Source organism: Bradyrhizobium sp. SPXBL-04 (genome assembly GCF_051853035.1).
Taxonomy (GTDB): Bacteria; Pseudomonadota; Alphaproteobacteria; order Rhizobiales; family Xanthobacteraceae; genus Bradyrhizobium; species Bradyrhizobium zhanjiangense.
The window spans coordinates 3,341,470-3,357,760 of the sequence record NZ_CP182472.1 but is presented as its reverse complement, the minus strand read 5'-3'; the positions used below and the strand labels follow the sequence as shown (position 1 = coordinate 3,357,760).

Sequence of the window (16,291 nt, the reverse complement as noted above, 5' to 3'; positions counted from 1 at the left end):
CTCACCCGGATTGCTGCGCAATCCGACCTCTCCCCGTCGGGGAGAGGTGGGACCGAGCCCTACGGCAGCGGCACGCTATCACGCCGCCTTTGTCGTGACACCCGATGCAATCGGCAGCCCTTGCTCGATCGGCAGCGACGGATCGCGCGACCATTCGTTCCAGGAGCCAAAGTACATCCGCACGTCCTTCACGCCGGCGTTCTTCAGCGCCAGGAACGTGTTCGAGGCGCGCGCGCCCTTGAAGCAGTAGAGATAGACCGGCGTCGTCTGCGAAATGCCGACAGTGGCGCATTCGGCCAGAATCTCGTCCTTGGACTTGAAGCGCGGGCCCTCAGCGGTCGGCTTCATCATGCGGTACCATTCCAGCCACACCGCGCCGGGGATGCGGCCCTTGCGTGGACAGAAATCCTTGCCGTATGGGGACGAGCTGTCGCCGATCCACTCATCGACATCGCGCACGTCGAGGATGGCGATGCCGGGCTTGCCGATGGCCCCGAGCATGGTCTTGGCGTCGATCAGGATCTCGCCCGCCTCAGGCACGATCGTGAACGATGCCTTCGCCGGCGTCGGCACGTCCTTGGTGACCGGCAAACCGGCTGCTGCCCAGGCATCGAAACCGCCATGCAGCACCTTCACCCTGGGATAGCCGAGCATGGTGAGGAGATAATAGCCGCGGCAGGACTGGCCGAAACCGGAGTTCATCGACTGCTCATAGACCACCGCTGTCTCCGTTCCGGAGAGACCAGCGGCACCAAAGGCGTCGGCAAATTTGGTCTTGAGCTCGTTGATGCCCTCGGGCGTCGAGGTCGCAAGATAGGTGAATATGTCGTGCACGTTCACGGCATTGGGGAGGTGCCCGGCGCCGTAGGCGTCGGGATTGCGGGTGTCGATGACAACACAGGGCTCGGTCTTCAAGAGATCGGCAAGTTCGCTGGCAGAGATCAGAACGTCCGTCATTGGCAGCCTCTCCGTTGAGGTTGGTGGTGGTCTTAACAGTCGTCTTGGCAGTGGTCTTCGGGTGGTCTCGTGAAGATCAGGAATCGGCGAGCATCTTGCGTAATTGCTTGGTGGCAGGCGTGACGATCGCGACGAAATAGGCCTCGCGCAGTCGCCGCTGAGCGCGGTGGCTTTTGAGATAACCGCGTGCGCCACAATGCAGCATCGCCGCATGCGCCGCCGCGACGCTGGCTTCGCCGGCACGAAGCCTGAGTGCGATCACCTTGCGCCAGTAGGTCTCCTCCTCGTTGTAGGGATCACGCGCCAGCGCCATCGTTTCGGTCTCGAGCTCGGCGGCGAGATCGCGAAAATGCACCGGCTGCTGCGGCAGATAGCGGTTGATATGGCCAAGGGGGCTGTCGACTTCGTCCATGATGTTGATGCAGTCCCTGATCACGCCGAGCGCCATGCCGGCCTGAAGCAGGATGAAGCCAGCGCGGATCTTCTTGACGAAGGGACCCGCGGGATCGGCCAGGATCAGCTCGTCCGGCACGAAGACGTCGCGGAACTGGACGCCATAGGTGCCGGTGCCGTCCATGGCGAGGAACGGCTTGCACGGCGTCAGCGTGATCGCTGGGTCCGAGCAATCGGCCAGAAACATCACCGTGCCAGGCTCGCCTTTTGCGATGCCCTGATCGTCCTCGCGTTCGAAGATCGCGCCGAAATAATGGTCAGGACCGAGATTGGAGACCCAGGGCAGCGCGCCGCGCACGATGTAGCCGCCCTCGACCTTGCGCCCCTTCAGTTTCAGCTTCTCGATGCCGAAGAAGCTCTTCATCGGGTTGGAGAGGCCGGTGCCGCCGAGCACCCGCCCAGTCGAGAAGGCGTCGCCGAAGCGCTTTGCCAGCTTCAAATTTGTTGAGTTCGCGGCGTACCAGACCAGCGTGTTCTGGCACCAGGCCATGAAGGCGGTGGCGCCGCAGACCTCGCCGATAACAGCCATCGCCTGGATGGCGCAGCGCAGATCCGCGGGGCCTTCGTGCGGGACGTGACTGCCCCAGGCGCCGACCGCGCCGAACTTGCGCAGCACGTCGGCCGGATAGACCGTGCCGGCGTCGATGCCGGCAGCGAGCGGCGCGAGCTGCTCCCGCGCGATCCGCGCCACCTCTCCTGCAATGGACGGTGCGGGATGATCCAAAATGTCGACCCGCGATAAAGCCAGTGAACCCATGATCGCCTCCCGCACCGAAGTTCCTGATTGCCGTCTGCTAGATGCCGACCTCGAGATTGACCGGGCGGGTGAAGGTATTGGCGACCGGCGACCATTTCTTCACATGGGCGACCAGCGCGTTGATCTCGCCCGGCGCGATGCCCTCGCACTCCATGTCGACCTTGACGCGGACGTCAGTGAAGCCGACCGGCTTGTCGGAGGTGTCGCCGGTGCCCCAGACCGCAGTGATGTTGAGGTCGCCCTCGAGCTCCAGCTCGAGCTTGTTGACGATCCAGCCGCGATGCACGGCGTTGGCGTGCAGGCCGACCGCGAGGCAGGAGCCGAGCGCGGCGAGCGAGGCTTCCGACGGATTGGGCGCGGTATCGTCGCCCAGAAGCCCCGGGGGCTCGTCGACGATGTAGGGCGGCAAATTGCGGATGTAGTTGGCGTGGCGGAATTTTCCCTCCGCGACCGTCTTGCACTTCAAGGTCTTGACGACCTTCGGATTGGCCTTGCCGCTCGCGATCAGTTGCTCGAGGCCATTCTTGTCGATGGGCGCGAGGCACCCCGTCAGCACTGTCTTCTGAACGACGGCAGTCATCAGTCTTCTCCCTGGCAGAAGTGGAAATCGGTAGGATACCGAACGGTCTGTTTCCTTGCATGGAGCGTGCCAGAGCAAACCGAAAACAAAACGCGAAGCATTGGAGCCGCTTAGTGTCCCTGCCTGCGGATTGATCAGCCGCAGCTTGCTTAAAGGCGAAGCAGATGCGCTTGCGCATGCGAATCTTTTCGGCGCGGAACAGATGCGGCTTGCTGATGCGGCGCAGCTGCGGGTAAGTTCGAGTCCATGGCTAAGACGTCATCGAAGAAAAGATCGAATTCGCCGCACGCCGGTGCTGGCGCAGGCGACGACGAGTCCGCGCGCGGGCGTTTGCTGAGCGCCGCGACACATCTGTTCTGCAAGAACGGCATCAATGCCACCGGCATCGATGCGATCATCGAGGAAGCCGGCACCGCGAAGACCACGCTCTATAAGTTGTTCGGCTCCAAGACCAACCTGGTCAACGCGGTGCTGGAGAGCGAAGGCAAGCAGTGGCGCGAATGGTTCATTGGCGCGATGGAGCAAGGCGGCGGCGACGCGCAGGCGAAACTGACGCGCATCTTCCCCGCGCTGAAGAGCTGGTTCGCCGAAGAACGCTTCTACGGCTGCCCCTTCATCAACGCCGTCGGCGAGCATGACAAGGACGCCAAGCAGTTCCGCAACATTGCGCTGAAGCACAAGAAGATCGTGCTCGGCCACATCGAGAAGCTCGCCGGCGAGCTCGGCTCCAGCGAGCCCGCGGTGCTGGCGCACCAGCTCGGCCTCATCATCGACGGCGCCATCGTCGCGGCCATGATCTCGCGCGATCCGGGCGTCGCCGATACCGCCGCGCTCACGGCGGGTCCCCTGCTCGGCCAGGCGAAGGCGAAGAAGAAGCGCGCAGCGGATCAGCTCGAGGCAGTGTAGGTCCAAATTCGTAGAGTGGGCAAAGGCGCGCAGCGCCGTGCCCACCATTCTGTCTCAGCTGCGTTGATCGACATGGTAGGCACGCTGCGCTTTGCCCACCCTACAAGACCGATGCGCGACGAGACCTACGCGCTCTGCGCCATCATCCCAGCAAGCCGCACCAGCTCCGCCTCCAGATCGCGCTCGACATCCACTGCCCGAATGTCGAGCACCCGATAGTCCCGCGCTTCGAGCCACGCACGCCGCGACGCACGGTCGGCGGCGATGGTCTCCCCCTCGCCCGGGTTGACCAGCTCGATCGCGATCCGGTGCGGGAATGAGACGAAATCCGGGATGTGCCGCCCCACGGGGGTCTGGCGCTTGAACCCACCTGCGAAGCGGCGGTCGCGGGTCAGGGCATGCCAGAGCAGGCGCTCGGCATCGGTCGGGTTGCGGCGGAGCAGGCGGGCGAGGCCGCGCACGGTGGAGCCGCTGTCGGGCACGCCGCCGCACTGCCCGTGCTCGGCCAAGAGCGCGCGCAGGCGCGTGGCCTGCTCGCCGTCGAGCACGCCGCCCTTGGCCGGGCCCTTGCGCCCTTCCGCGATCGCCATCACCACGCCGTGGAGCGTGTGCATGTCCTGCTTGGTCGGCTCCATCCGGCTGAAGATGTTGCGCAGGTTGACCAGCATGGTGTCGCGTTTCTCGGCGGGGCGCAGGAATTCGACCTTGTCGAGCTCGCGCACGAGGTTGTCGAAGAAGGCCTGCATCTGGTGCTGCGAGGCGCGCTCGGACCGCTCCGGCATGGCGTGCGGCAGCTCGCCGGATGTGGCTCGTTTGAACCATTCGTAGCCGACCAGCAGCACGGCCTGCGCGAGGTTGAGCGAGGCAAAGCCCGGATTGACCGGGAAGGTGATGATGCGGTTGGAGAGCCCGACCTCCTCGTTGGTCAGGCCCCAGCGCTCCCGGCCGAACAGGATACCGGCCTTGCCCCCGGTGGCGATGTGCCCCGAGATCTCGGCGACGGCGGCTTCCGGCCCGACCACCGGCTTGGCCTGGTCGTGGGCGCGGGCGGTGGCGGCGAACAACAGGTCGAGATCGGCGACCGCCTGCTCGACCGTCTCGAACAATTCGACCTTTTCCAGAATGTGATCGGCGCCGGCGGCGGCACGCTGGGCCGCGATGTTGGGCCAGCCGTCGCGGGGATTGACGATGCGAAGCCGGCTCAGGGCAAAATTGCCCATGGCGCGGGCGGCCATGCCGATGTTCTCCCCGAGCTGCGGCTCGACCAGGATCACGATGGGACCGTCGAGAGAAAGCCCCGCCTTGCTCTTGTCAGTCCCCGACATCTCGCTTCACTTTCACACTGTCTCTCAAGGCCTTGCAGAGGCCACTTCAGGAGTTGATTCAAGCCTGCCCGCCGGGCCGGCCGCACCGCCGCCTGTCGTTTGCCTGTCCTGAGAAAATTCTCAAGGGAAATAACGGGTTGGATTCGACTTTTGAATCTCGCCTGGAACATGACCCCGGGCCCGGCCGAGGGCGGGCTGCCGCTGCCCGTCTGCGGAAGCTGGATGAGCTAAAAGTGCATAATCCCTTGGCTTTCGCCCGCCGCGCGGCGGTGCTAAGAGGCGCCGGATATTCCCACCACAAGCGCCGTTCCCAAGAGGCTTCCCCGATCATGGCAAAAATCAAGGTATCCAATCCCGTCGTCGAACTCGATGGCGACGAGATGACCCGGATCATCTGGCAGTACATCAAGGACAAGCTGATCACTCCGTTCCTAGATGTCGAGCTGCTCTATTTCGACCTGGGCATGGAGCACCGCGACCACACCAACGATCAGGTCACCATCGACGCCGCCGAGGCCATCAAGAAGGTCGGCGTCGGCGTCAAGTGCGCCACCATCACCCCGGATGAAGCCCGGGTGAAGGAGTTCAACCTCAAGCAGATGTGGAAGTCGCCGAACGGCACCATCCGCAACATCCTCGGCGGCTGCATCTTCCGCGAGCCGATCATCTGCAAGAACGTGCCGCGCCTGGTTCCCGGCTGGACCAAGCCAATCATCATCGGCCGCCACGCCTATGGCGACCAGTACCGCGCCACCGATTTCAAGTTCCCCGGCAAGGGCACCCTGTCGATGAAGTTCGTTGGCGAGGACGGCACCATGATCGAGAAGGAAGTGTTCAAGGCCCCCGATGCCGGCGTCGCGATGGGAATGTACAATCTCGACGACTCCATCATCGACTTCGCCCGCGCCTCCTTCAATTACGGCCTGCTGCGCGGCTATCCGGTCTATCTGTCGACCAAGAACACGATCCTGAAGGTCTATGACGGCCGCTTCAAGGACATCTTCCAGGACATCTTCGACCGCGAGTTCAAGAAGGAATTCGACGCCAAGGGCCTGACCTACGAGCACCGCCTGATCGACGACATGGTGGCCTCGGCGCTGAAATGGTCCGGCGGCTATGTCTGGGCCTGTAAGAACTACGACGGCGACGTGCAGTCCGATACGGTCGCGCAGGGCTACGGCTCGCTCGGCCTGATGACTTCGGTGCTGCTCACCCCGGACGGCAAGACGGTCGAAGCCGAGGCTGCCCACGGCACGGTGACCCGCCACTACCGCGAGCACCAGAAGGGCAAGGAGACCTCGACCAACTCGATCGCGTCGATCTTCGCCTGGACGCGTGGCCTGTCGCATCGCGCCAAGCTCGACAACAATGCCGAGCTCGCCAAGTTCGCAAACACGCTCGAGAAGGTCTGCGTCGACACCGTCGAGGCCGGCTACATGACCAAGGACCTTGCGCTCCTGGTCGGCGCCGACCAGCGCTGGCTCTCGACCACCGGCTTCCTCGACAAGGTCGCCGAGAACCTGACCAAGGCGCTGGCGGCGTAAGCTGCCAACTCCACGCGTCATTGCGAGCGTAGCGAAGCAATCCAGAACCCCTCCGGGGAAACAGTCTGGATTGCTTCGTCGCATCAGCGCAAAATTGCTCTGCAATTTTGTCGCGAGCTCCTCGCAATGACGACACATGCACCCGAAGTAGCATCATGCCGTCCCTCAAGAGCCTTGCATTCGTGGCCTTCGCGCTGACCAGCGCGTCCGCGCTCGCCGCCGAGCCTCTTCCGGCGGCCATCGCCGCACCGGGCGAGAGCGTCGTGCTCAGCGTGCACGCCGAGGGCGCGCAGGTCTATGAGTGCAAGGCCGGCACCGACGGCAAGCTCGCCTGGACCTTCCGCGAGCCGATCGCGACGCTTCTCGCGGACGGCAAGACCATCGGCCGCCACTATGCCGGCCCGAACTGGGAGCATGCCGACGGCAGCGCGGTGGTCGGCAAGGCCATCGGCAATGCGCCCGGCGCAACGGCGAGCGATATCCCCTGGCTGAAGCTGGAAGTCACCTCACACCGCGGCAGCGGCGTGCTCACGCCCGTGACCACGGTCCAGCGCATCAACACCCGTGGCGGCAAGCTCGACGGCGCTTGCGACAGGGCTGGCGAGTTCAGGAGCGTGCCCTACTCCGCCGAGTATGATTTCCTGAAGAAGGGCTAACCCGCGGCGGACCTCGTCAGCGCGCCTTGCCCCCATCTTCCTTCTCCGCCTGCGCCAGCTCCGCCGCGGCGAGATCGCCGGTGTCGGCGAGCCTCGCTTTCGCAGTGTTGTGGACGTGGGCGGCCAGCGTCGGCATGCGCGCGATCAGCGCGTGGAAATCCTGGGCGTCGAGCACGAGCAGCCTGGTCTTGCGCGTCGCCGTCACCGTGCCGCTGCGTTTTGTTTTGTGCAAGAGCGCGATCTCGCCAAAGAAGGTGCCGTCGGCAAGCCGCACCTGCTGGCTCGGCAGCGCGATCTCGACCTCGCCGGCGGTGATGAAATACATCGAGGAGGCGACATCGCCCCGCCGCACCAGGATCTCGCCCTGCTCGATGGTGCGTGCCCTGAGCAGCCGCATGATGTCGGCGATCTCGGCGGCCGACAAATGCGAGAATAGCGGCACCCGCGCCAGCATGCCCCAGGTGACGACGAAATCGCGCCGCTTCACCTCTTCGGCAAAGGCGGTGGAGATGATCGCGACCGGCAGCGCAATCATGGCGAAGCCGCTGACGATAGCGAAGGTGGAGACAAACTTGCCGAGCGGCGTCACCGGCACGACATCGCCATAGCCGACGGTGCCGAGCGTCACGATCGCCCACCACATCGCCTGCGGGATGGTGCCGAGCTTGTCCGGCTGCACGTCGCGCTCGATGGCGTAGAGCAGCGAAGCAAAGGTCAAGACCACGCCGACCAGGATGACGATGCAGCCGATCAGCGCGCGCCGCTCGGCATGCACGGCGGCAAGCAGCGAGCGCATCGCCGGCGAATAGCGGATCAGCTTGAAGAACGGCAGTACGCCGAGAGCTGCCAGCGTCGCATGCCGGCCCGTGGCCAGCACGATCGCTGCGGGGAGGAACGCCATGAGGTCGATGATACCGAGCGCGGAGAAGGCGTAGCCGAGCCGGTCGGACAGCGCGGACGCCTTGCGCTGCGTGTGGCCGGCCACGGTCCACAGCCGCGCCGCATATTCCAGCGCGAACACGATCACGGACAGGATGGTGATGCCTGCGAACAGCGTGCCGAATTGCGCGTCCAGCTCAGGCACCGAGGCGAGGATCATCGCCGCCACGTTGATCACGATGACGCCGATGATCACCTGGATGAAGCGCGACCCGACCGAATAGGCGAGCGGATCGTGCTCCAGCAATTCGAAGAGGCGATCCCTCAAATCGGGATCGCGAAGCCCACGTCCTCGCGGAACGGGGGACATGGGGCTTTAAGCGCCTGCCATCGCTTTTTCGATCGCCGAGAGCGCCGCGGCCGCATTGGCGCCGTCAGGGCCGCCGGCCTGGGCCATGTCGGGCCGGCCGCCGCCGCCCTTGCCGCCGAGCGCTTCGGAGGCGATGCGCACCAAATTCACGGCGTTGAAGCGCGCGGTGAGATCCTGCGTGACGCCGACTACGACGCCGGCCTTGCCGTCCTCGGTGACGCCGACGATGGCGACGACGCCGGAGCCGATCTGCTTCTTGCCGTCGTCGGCAAGGCTCTTGAGATCCTTCATCTCGATGCCCTCGACGGCGCGCGCCATCAGTTTGACGCCGCCGGCTTCGCGCACGCCTGCCGCCGCGCCGTTGCTCGACGACGCACCGCCGCCCATTGCCAGCTTCTTGCGCGCGTCGGAGAGCTCGCGCTCGAGCTTCTTGCGCTCCTCCATCAGCGCCGTGATGCGCGCCGGCACGTCGTCGATGGACGTGCGCAGCTCGTTAGCCGCGGTCTTCGCCAGCGCCATGGTGTCATTGGCGTGCTTGCGCGCATAATTGCCGGTCAGCGCCTCGATGCGGCGAACGCCGGAGGCGACCGCGCTCTCGCTCGTGAGCGTGATCAGGCCGATGTCGCCGGTGCGCCTCACATGGGTGCCGCCGCAGAGCTCGACCGACCAGCCGAGCGCGTTGGCGCCGCGCTCGCGCGCGGTCCTGCCCATGGAAACGACGCGGACCTCGTCGCCATATTTCTCGCCGAACAGGGCGCGCGCCCCCGCCTCACGGGCTTCATCGACACCCATGATGCGCGTGGTGACCTCGTCGTTCTCCAGCACCACGTCGTTGGCGATGTCCTCGATGCGGGACAGCTCATCTGCCGTGATCGGCTTCGGATGCACGAAGTCGAAGCGCAGGCGGTCGGGCGCGACCAGCGAGCCGCGCTGCGCGATGTGATCGCCGAGCACCTGACGCAGCGCCTCGTGGATGAGATGCGTCGCCGAGTGATGGGCGCGGATCGAAGAACGACGCCCATGATCGACCTCGAGCTGGAGCGCGGTGCCGAGCTTCACTTCGCCGCTCTCGACCGTGCCGATGTGGACGAAGAGATCGCCGAGCTTTTTCTGCGTGTCGGTGATGCGGACCTTGATGCCGCCCTCCCCGAGCAGCACGCCGGTATCGCCGACCTGGCCGCCGGATTCCGCGTAGAACGGCGTCTGGTTCAGCACCAGCGCACCGGTCTCGCCGGCCTTGAGGCTGTCCGCCTCCTTGCCGTCCTTGACCAGCGCCGCGACCACGCCTTCGGCGCTTTCGGTCTCGTAGCCGAGGAATTCGGTCGCACCGAGCTTCTCGCGCAGCGGGAACCAGATCGCCTCGGAAGCCGCTTCGCCCGACCCCTTCCACGACTCGCGCGCCTTGGACTTCTGGCGCTCCATTGCATCGGAGAAGGCCGCCTGGTCGACGCCGATGCCGCGCGACTTCAGCGCGTCCTGCGTCAGGTCCAGCGGGAAGCCGTAGGTGTCGTAGAGTGTGAAGGCGACGTCGCCATCGAACATGTCGCCCTTCTTCAGGCCCGCACTCTTTTCGTCGAGGATGGCGAGGCCGCGCGCGAGAGTTTTGCGGAAGCGGGTCTCTTCCAGCCGCAGCGTTTCCTCGATCAAATTCTCCGCGCGCATCAGCTCTGGGTAGGCCTGGCCCATCTCGCGCACCAGCGCCCAGACCAGGCGATGCATCAGCGGCTCTTTCGCGCCCAGCAGCTGCGCATGGCGCATCGCGCGGCGCATGATCCGGCGCAGCACATAGCCGCGGCCTTCGTTCGAGGGCAGCACGCCGTCGGAGACGAGGAAGGCCGAGGAGCGCAAATGGTCGGCGATGACGCGGAACGAGGCGGCGTTCTGCTCGGTCGGGCCGGCGCCGAGCGCGGAGGCCGTCGCATCGATCAGATTGCGGAACAGGTCGGTCTCGAACACGCTCTCGACGCCCTGGAGGATGCAGGCCATGCGCTCCAGGCCCATGCCGGTGTCGATCGAGGGACGCGGCAAGCCTACGCGCTCTTCCTTCGTCACCTGCTCGTACTGCATGAACACGAGATTCCAGAATTCGAGGAAGCGGTCGCCATCCTCTTCCGGCGAGCCCGGAGGCCCGCCCCAGATGTGCTCGCCGCGGTCGATGAAGATCTCCGAGCACGGGCCGCATGGGCCGGTGTCGCCCATCGCCCAGAAATTGTCCGAGGTCGGAATCCGGATGATGCGGTCGTCGGAGAAGCCGGCGATCTTCTTCCACAGGCCGGCCGCCTCGTCGTCGGTGTGATAGACGGTGACGAGCAGCTTGTCCTTCTTCAGCCCGAACTCGGCAGTGATCAGCTTCCAGGCGAGCTCGATCGCGCGCTCCTTGAAATAGTCGCCGAACGAGAAGTTGCCGAGCATCTCGAAGAAGGTGAGATGGCGCGCGGTGTAGCCGACATTGTCGAGATCGTTGTGCTTGCCGCCGGCGCGCACACATTTCTGCGACGTGGTGGCGCGCTGATAGGGCCGCTTCTCGACGCCGGTGAAGACGTTCTTGAACTGCACCATGCCGGCATTGGTGAACATCAGGGTCGGGTCGTTGCGCGGCACCAGTGGCGAGGACGGCACGATCTCGTGGCCGTTCTCGGCAAAGAAGTTCAGAAAGGTCGACCTGATCTCGTTGACGCCACTCATGTTCATCCAATCGGGTGTGCTTGGACCCGCACTTCTCGCCATAAAAACCGGACGTTAAGGCTGATATCTGCGGGCCAAAGCGCTTTTAGACAAGGCCAGCTTCGCTGTCCAGAAACTGTGCAAGCAGATCAGTGGGTTGCCGCAGGCGCGCAATCCCGTAGCAATCCCGGTTGAAAGCCGAAGCCGCCGCGTTGACAGGCTTGGCCGCCCTGTGGTCTTTACCTATCTATATCGTACGGCCACGTCGGGAGAGATCGGCTTTAGGCAGCCGGCGCCGAAGGAGCAACCGCCCCGGAAACTCTCAGGCAAAAGGACCGAGTGGCTTTGACGTCATCTGGAAAGAGGCGCCGACGGGCAATTACCTTGTAAAAAAGGGTGGCCCGGACCAGCGTCCGCCGACGGGATAATACTCTCAGGCACAGCGACAGATGGGGCTTCGACTGGTTGCTCCCGGGGAATCGTCCCCGGGGAACCGCCGAGGGCCCCTGTGATGCTTTCAACCGACAACCACGCCCCCCTCAGACGTACGCCCCTTTACGACCTTCATGTGTCGCTTGGCGGCAAGATGGTGCCGTTCGCGGGCTATGACATGCCCGTGCAATACCCCGCGGGCGTCCTGAAGGAACATCTCCATACCCGCGCCTCTGCCGGCCTGTTCGACGTCTCCCACATGGGCCAGATCGCACTTCGGCCGAAGTCCGGCAGGGTCGAGGACGCCGCCCGCGCGCTGGAACGGCTGGTGCCGCAGGATATCCTTGCGATTGCACCGGGCCGGCAGCGCTACGCCCAGTTCACCAATGCCGATGGCGGCATCCTCGACGATCTGATGGTCGCCAATTTCGGCGATCACCTGTTCCTGGTCGTCAACGCCGCCTGCAAGGACGCGGACGAGGCGCATCTGCGCGCGCATCTCTCCGGCGACTGCGTCATCGATTCGCTTGCCGACCGCGCGCTGATCGCGCTCCAGGGCCCGAAGGCGGAATCGGCGCTGGCGAAATTGTGTGCAGCGGCACCCTCCATGACATTCATGGACGCCGGCCCTCACGAGGTCGCCGGCCTGCCCTGTTTCGTCTCGCGCTCGGGCTATACCGGCGAGGACGGGTTCGAGATTTCCGTTCCCGCTGGCGATGCCGAGCGTCTCGCCAAGACGCTGCTCGAAAACCCCGACGTGATGCCGATCGGGCTTGGCGCCCGCGACAGCCTGCGGCTGGAAGCCGGCCTCTGCCTCTACGGCCACGACATCGACACCACGACCACGCCGGTCGAGGCCGCGCTGGAATGGTCGGTGCAGAAGAGCCGCCGCACCGGCGGGATGCGCCCCGGCGGCTTCCCCGGCGCCGAGAAGATTCTCGCTCATTTCGATCACGGTGCATCCCGCCGCCGGGTCGGCCTGCGCGCCGAGGGGCGCGCGCCGGTGCGCGAGGGCGCGCTGCTGTTTGCGGATGCGACGGTGGGCGAGCCGATCGGCAAGGTCACATCGGGCGGCTTCGGCCCGAGCCTGAACGCGCCGGTGGCGATGGGCTACGTGCCCACGAGCCAGAGCGCGCTCGGCACCAAGCTGTTCGCCGAAGTGCGCGGCCAGCGCCTGCCCTTGCAGGTCGCCGCCATGCCCTTCGTCAAAAACACCTACAAACGCTGAGGATTCGACAATGACCACGACGCTGTACACCTCCGACCATGAATGGCTCGCCATCGAGGGCGACGTCGCCACCGTCGGCATCACCGACTACGCGCAGCAGCAGCTCGGCGACGTCGTGTTCGTCGAACTGCCCAAGCTCGGCCGCGTGCTGAAGAAGGCGGAAGCTGCCGCCGTCGTCGAATCCGTCAAGGCTGCCTCCGACGTCTATGCCCCGGTCTCGGGCGAAGTGCTCGAGATCAACCCCGCACTCGCCGCCGAGCCGGCGCTGGTGAACTCGGATGCGCAAGGCGCGGCCTGGTTCTTCAAGATCAAGATGGCCGACAAAAGCGAGCTCGGCGGCCTCATGGATGAAGCTGCGTACAAGGCCCATACGGCGTGAGATGAAGCGAACTGTAACCTCATTCTCGATGTCATCGTCCGCGAAGGCGGACGATCCAGTACGCCGCAGCTTCTCGGTTCAATTCCCGCTGCCGGTGACTACTGGATGCCCCGCCTTCGCGGGGCATGACGGCGTCAGATGATTAAAGCGAGGACCCAATGATGACCGCGCACCGCAAATCCAATGGCGACATCGCAACCAGCTTCGTTCGCCGCCACATCGGCCCCTCGGCAGGCGACGTCACCGCGATGCTCGAGGCGGTCAGCGCGAAAAGCGTCGACGCGCTGATGGCGGAGACGCTGCCGGCCTCGATCCGGCAGGCCGCCCCGCTCGATCTCGGCAAGCCGTTGAGCGAAACCGAGGCGATTGCGCATATGGCCGAGCTGGCGCGGCAGAACCAGGTCTTCACCTCGCTGATCGGCCAAGGCTATTCCGGCACGATCCTGCCCGCGGTGATCCAGCGCAACATCCTCGAAAATCCGGCCTGGTACACGGCGTATACGCCCTATCAGCCCGAGATCAGCCAAGGCCGCCTGGAAGCGCTGCTCAACTTCCAGACCATGATCTGCGATCTCACCGGTCTCGACGTCGCCAACGCTTCGCTGCTGGATGAGGCGACCGCGGCGGCCGAAGCCATGGCGCTGGCCGAGCGGCACTCGCAGGTGAAGGCAAAGGCGTTCTTCGTCGACAAAGACGTGCATCCGCAGACGCTCGCGGTGATGCGCACCCGCGCCGAGCCGCTGGGCTGGAATTTGATCGTCGGCGACCCCGTCACCGATCTCGCTAAGAGTGACGTGCTTGGTGCGCTGCTGCAATATCCGGGCTCTTCGGGCGCGGTGCGGAACTTGCGGCCCGCGATCGCGGCGCTGAAGGCCAAGGGCGCGCTGGCGATCATTGCCGCTGACCTGCTGGCACTGACGCTGCTCGCCTCGCCCGGCGAGCTGGGCGCCGACATCGCAATCGGCTCGGCGCAACGTTTTGGCGTGCCGATGGGTTATGGCGGACCGCACGCGGCCTATATGGCGGTGCGCGATGCGCTCAAGCGCTCGCTGCCCGGCCGCATTGTCGGCCTCTCCGTGGATTCGCGCGGTGCACCGGCTTATCGCCTGGCGCTGCAGACTCGCGAGCAGCACATCCGCCGCGAGAAGGCGACCTCCAACATCTGCACCGCGCAGGTGTTGCTCGCCGTGATCGCCTCGATGTATGCGGTCTATCATGGCCCCGAGGGATTGATGCAGATCGCGCGCAACGTGCACCGCCGCGCCGCGGTGCTCGCGAGCGGCCTGCGCAAGCTCGGCTTTGCGCTCCAGTCGGACAGCTTCTTCGACACGCTCAGCGTCGATGCCGGCGCCAAGCGCGTCGAGATCGTCGCGCGCGCCGCTGCCGAGAAGATCAATCTCGGCATCGGTGAAACCGCGCTTCGCATCGCGCTCGACGAGACCACGACGCCCGCGACGGTGGAAGCGGTCTGGCGCGCCTTCGGCGGCACCCTCGCCTATGCCGAGATCGACGCCGAGACGCGCGAAGCGCTGCCGGAAGACTTGAAGCGCACCACCGCGTTCCTCACCCATCCGGTGTTCCACGCGCATCGCTCGGAGACCGAGATGCTGCGCTACATGCGCAAGCTCAGTGATCGCGACCTCGCGCTCGACCGCGCCATGATTCCGCTTGGCTCCTGCACCATGAAGCTGAACGCGACCACCGAGATGATGCCGCTGACCTGGCCGGAGTTTGCGACGCTGCATCCGTTCGCTCCGCGCGAGCAGGCCGCCGGCTATCACGCGCTGTTCGCGCGGCTTGAAAAGTGGCTGTGCGACATCACCGGCTATGACGCGATCTCGCTGCAGCCGAATTCGGGCGCGCAGGGCGAATATGCCGGCCTGCTCGCAATCCGTGGCTATCACGCGTCGCGCGGACAGAGCCAGCGCAAGATCTGCCTGATCCCCTCCTCCGCCCATGGCACCAACCCGGCTTCGGCCGCGATGGTCGGCATGGACGTGGTGGTGGTCGCTTGCCAGAAGAACGGCGACGTCGATGTCAACGATCTCCGCGCCAAGGCGGAAAAGCATTCGAACGATCTCGCCGCGGTCATGATCACCTATCCCTCGACCCATGGCGTGTTCGAGGAGCACATCAGCGAGATCTGCGACATCGTGCACGGCCATGGCGGCCAAGTGTACCTCGACGGCGCCAACCTCAACGCACAGGTCGGCCTTAGCAGGCCCGGCGATTACGGCGCCGACGTCAGCCACCTCAATTTGCACAAGACCTTCTGCATTCCGCATGGCGGCGGCGGCCCCGGCATGGGCCCGATCGGCGTAAGAGCGCATCTCGCCCCGTTCCTCCCCGGCCATCCCGCAACAAAGGCGGACGCCCAGGTCGGCCCGGTCTCGGCCGCGCCGTTCGGCTCGGCCTCGATCCTCACCATCTCCTACATCTACATCTTGATGATGGGCGGTGAAGGATTGAAGCGTGCGACCGAGATCGCGATCCTCAACGCCAATTATATCGCAGCGCGCCTCGATCCGCACTTCCCGGTGCTCTACAAGAACGCCAAGGGCCGCGTCGCCCATGAGTGCATCGTCGACCCCCGTCCGCTGAAGACGACGTCGGGCGTCACGGTGGACGACATCGCAAAACGCCTGATCGATTACGGCTTCCACGCGCCGACCATGAGCTTCCCCGTACCGGGAACGCTGATGATCGAGCCGACCGAGTCGGAATCGAAGGCCGAGCTGGACCGGTTCTGCGACGCCATGATCGCGATCCGGAAAGAAATCGCCGAGGTCGAAGCTGGTCGCTTTGAGATCGCGGCCTCGCCCTTGCGCCACGCTCCGCACACCGTGCACGACATCGCGGATGATGCGTGGAATCGCGCCTATACCCGTGCCGAGGGCTGCTTCCCCGACGGCGTCTCGCGTACCGACAAATATTGGAGCCCGGTCGGGCGCGTCGACAATGTCTACGGCGATCGTAACCTCGTATGCTCCTGCCCGCCGGTGAGCGATTACGCGGAAGCGGCGGAGTAAGACGCGACGGAGGTCTCGGGTGGGCAAAGCGGCTTGTCCGCCGTAGCTCGAAGAGCGAAGGCGGAAGCGTGCCCACCACCTTGCCTTTATTGAAATATGGTGGGCACGGCGCTTGCGCACCTTTGCCCATCC

12 protein-coding genes and 1 riboswitch are annotated in these 16,291 nt (G+C 65.1%); of the genes, 6 read left to right on the top strand and 6 right to left on the bottom strand.

From position 1 onward, the window contains the following. Nucleotides 1-78: 78 nt before the first annotated feature. The 3 genes from ACNJX8_RS15630 to ACNJX8_RS15620 form a co-directional block, all read right to left on the bottom strand. Nucleotides 79-957, bottom strand: a complete 879-nt coding sequence (locus ACNJX8_RS15630) for a sulfurtransferase (RefSeq protein WP_128938699.1) — start codon at nucleotides 955-957, stop codon at nucleotides 79-81. Between the two features lie 76 nt (nucleotides 958-1,033). Then, on the bottom strand, nucleotides 1,034-2,167 hold the full coding sequence (locus ACNJX8_RS15625; protein WP_439361294.1) for an acyl-CoA dehydrogenase family protein: 1,134 nt from the start codon (nucleotides 2,165-2,167) through the stop codon (nucleotides 1,034-1,036). A gap of 37 nt (nucleotides 2,168-2,204) precedes the next feature. Beyond that, nucleotides 2,205-2,747, bottom strand: coding sequence for an OsmC family protein (locus tag ACNJX8_RS15620; RefSeq protein WP_439361293.1), 543 nt, complete (start codon nucleotides 2,745-2,747; stop codon nucleotides 2,205-2,207). A gap of 246 nt (nucleotides 2,748-2,993) precedes the next feature. Between ACNJX8_RS15620 and ACNJX8_RS15615 the strand changes: the two genes are divergently transcribed. Continuing rightward, a complete protein-coding gene (locus tag ACNJX8_RS15615; protein ID WP_128938701.1) occupies nucleotides 2,994-3,653 on the top strand; it encodes a TetR/AcrR family transcriptional regulator in 660 nt (219 codons plus the stop codon). A gap of 125 nt (nucleotides 3,654-3,778) precedes the next feature. Here the strand turns inward: ACNJX8_RS15615 and ACNJX8_RS15610 are convergent, their stop codons facing one another. Beyond that, nucleotides 3,779-4,978, bottom strand: coding sequence for a TrmJ/YjtD family RNA methyltransferase (locus ACNJX8_RS15610; RefSeq protein WP_439361292.1), 1,200 nt, complete (start codon nucleotides 4,976-4,978; stop codon nucleotides 3,779-3,781). Nucleotides 4,979-5,307: 329 nt separating this feature from the next. On the opposite strand from ACNJX8_RS15610, the gene ACNJX8_RS15605 reads away from it, so the two are divergent. Together ACNJX8_RS15605 and ACNJX8_RS15600 are read left to right on the top strand one after the other, a co-directional pair. After that, a complete protein-coding gene (locus tag ACNJX8_RS15605; protein WP_439361291.1) occupies nucleotides 5,308-6,522 on the top strand; it encodes an NADP-dependent isocitrate dehydrogenase in 1,215 nt (404 codons plus the stop codon). A gap of 155 nt (nucleotides 6,523-6,677) precedes the next feature. Next, nucleotides 6,678-7,178 (top strand): DUF3455 domain-containing protein, encoded by a 501-nt coding sequence (locus tag ACNJX8_RS15600; RefSeq protein WP_439361290.1) that lies wholly within the window; start codon nucleotides 6,678-6,680, stop codon nucleotides 7,176-7,178. Between the two features lie 16 nt (nucleotides 7,179-7,194). Here the strand turns inward: ACNJX8_RS15600 and ACNJX8_RS15595 are convergent, their stop codons facing one another. Next, nucleotides 7,195-8,427 (bottom strand): cyclic nucleotide-gated ion channel, encoded by a 1,233-nt coding sequence (locus tag ACNJX8_RS15595; RefSeq protein ID WP_128932880.1) that lies wholly within the window; start codon nucleotides 8,425-8,427, stop codon nucleotides 7,195-7,197. A 6-nt stretch (nucleotides 8,428-8,433) separates the two neighbouring features. Beyond that, nucleotides 8,434-11,112 carry an alanine--tRNA ligase gene (alaS, locus tag ACNJX8_RS15590; RefSeq protein WP_439361289.1) on the bottom strand — a complete coding sequence of 893 codons (2,679 nt, stop codon included), beginning with the start codon at nucleotides 11,110-11,112 and terminating at the stop codon, nucleotides 8,434-8,436. Nucleotides 11,113-11,347: 235 nt separating this feature from the next. Next, a riboswitch (glycine riboswitch) is annotated at nucleotides 11,348-11,439 on the top strand. Between the two features lie 163 nt (nucleotides 11,440-11,602). Here alaS and gcvT point away from each other — a divergent pair. From gcvT to gcvP, 3 genes are all read left to right on the top strand, one after another. Beyond that, nucleotides 11,603-12,751 (top strand): glycine cleavage system aminomethyltransferase GcvT, encoded by a 1,149-nt coding sequence (gene gcvT / locus ACNJX8_RS15585; RefSeq protein WP_439361288.1) that lies wholly within the window; start codon nucleotides 11,603-11,605, stop codon nucleotides 12,749-12,751. A gap of 10 nt (nucleotides 12,752-12,761) precedes the next feature. Continuing rightward, nucleotides 12,762-13,130, top strand: a complete 369-nt coding sequence (gene gcvH, locus ACNJX8_RS15580) for a glycine cleavage system protein GcvH (RefSeq protein ID WP_439361287.1) — start codon at nucleotides 12,762-12,764, stop codon at nucleotides 13,128-13,130. A 161-nt stretch (nucleotides 13,131-13,291) separates the two neighbouring features. Continuing rightward, nucleotides 13,292-16,159 carry an aminomethyl-transferring glycine dehydrogenase gene (gcvP, locus tag ACNJX8_RS15575; RefSeq protein WP_439361917.1) on the top strand — a complete coding sequence of 956 codons (2,868 nt, stop codon included), beginning with the start codon at nucleotides 13,292-13,294 and terminating at the stop codon, nucleotides 16,157-16,159. The last annotated feature ends 132 nt before the right edge of the window (nucleotides 16,160-16,291 follow it).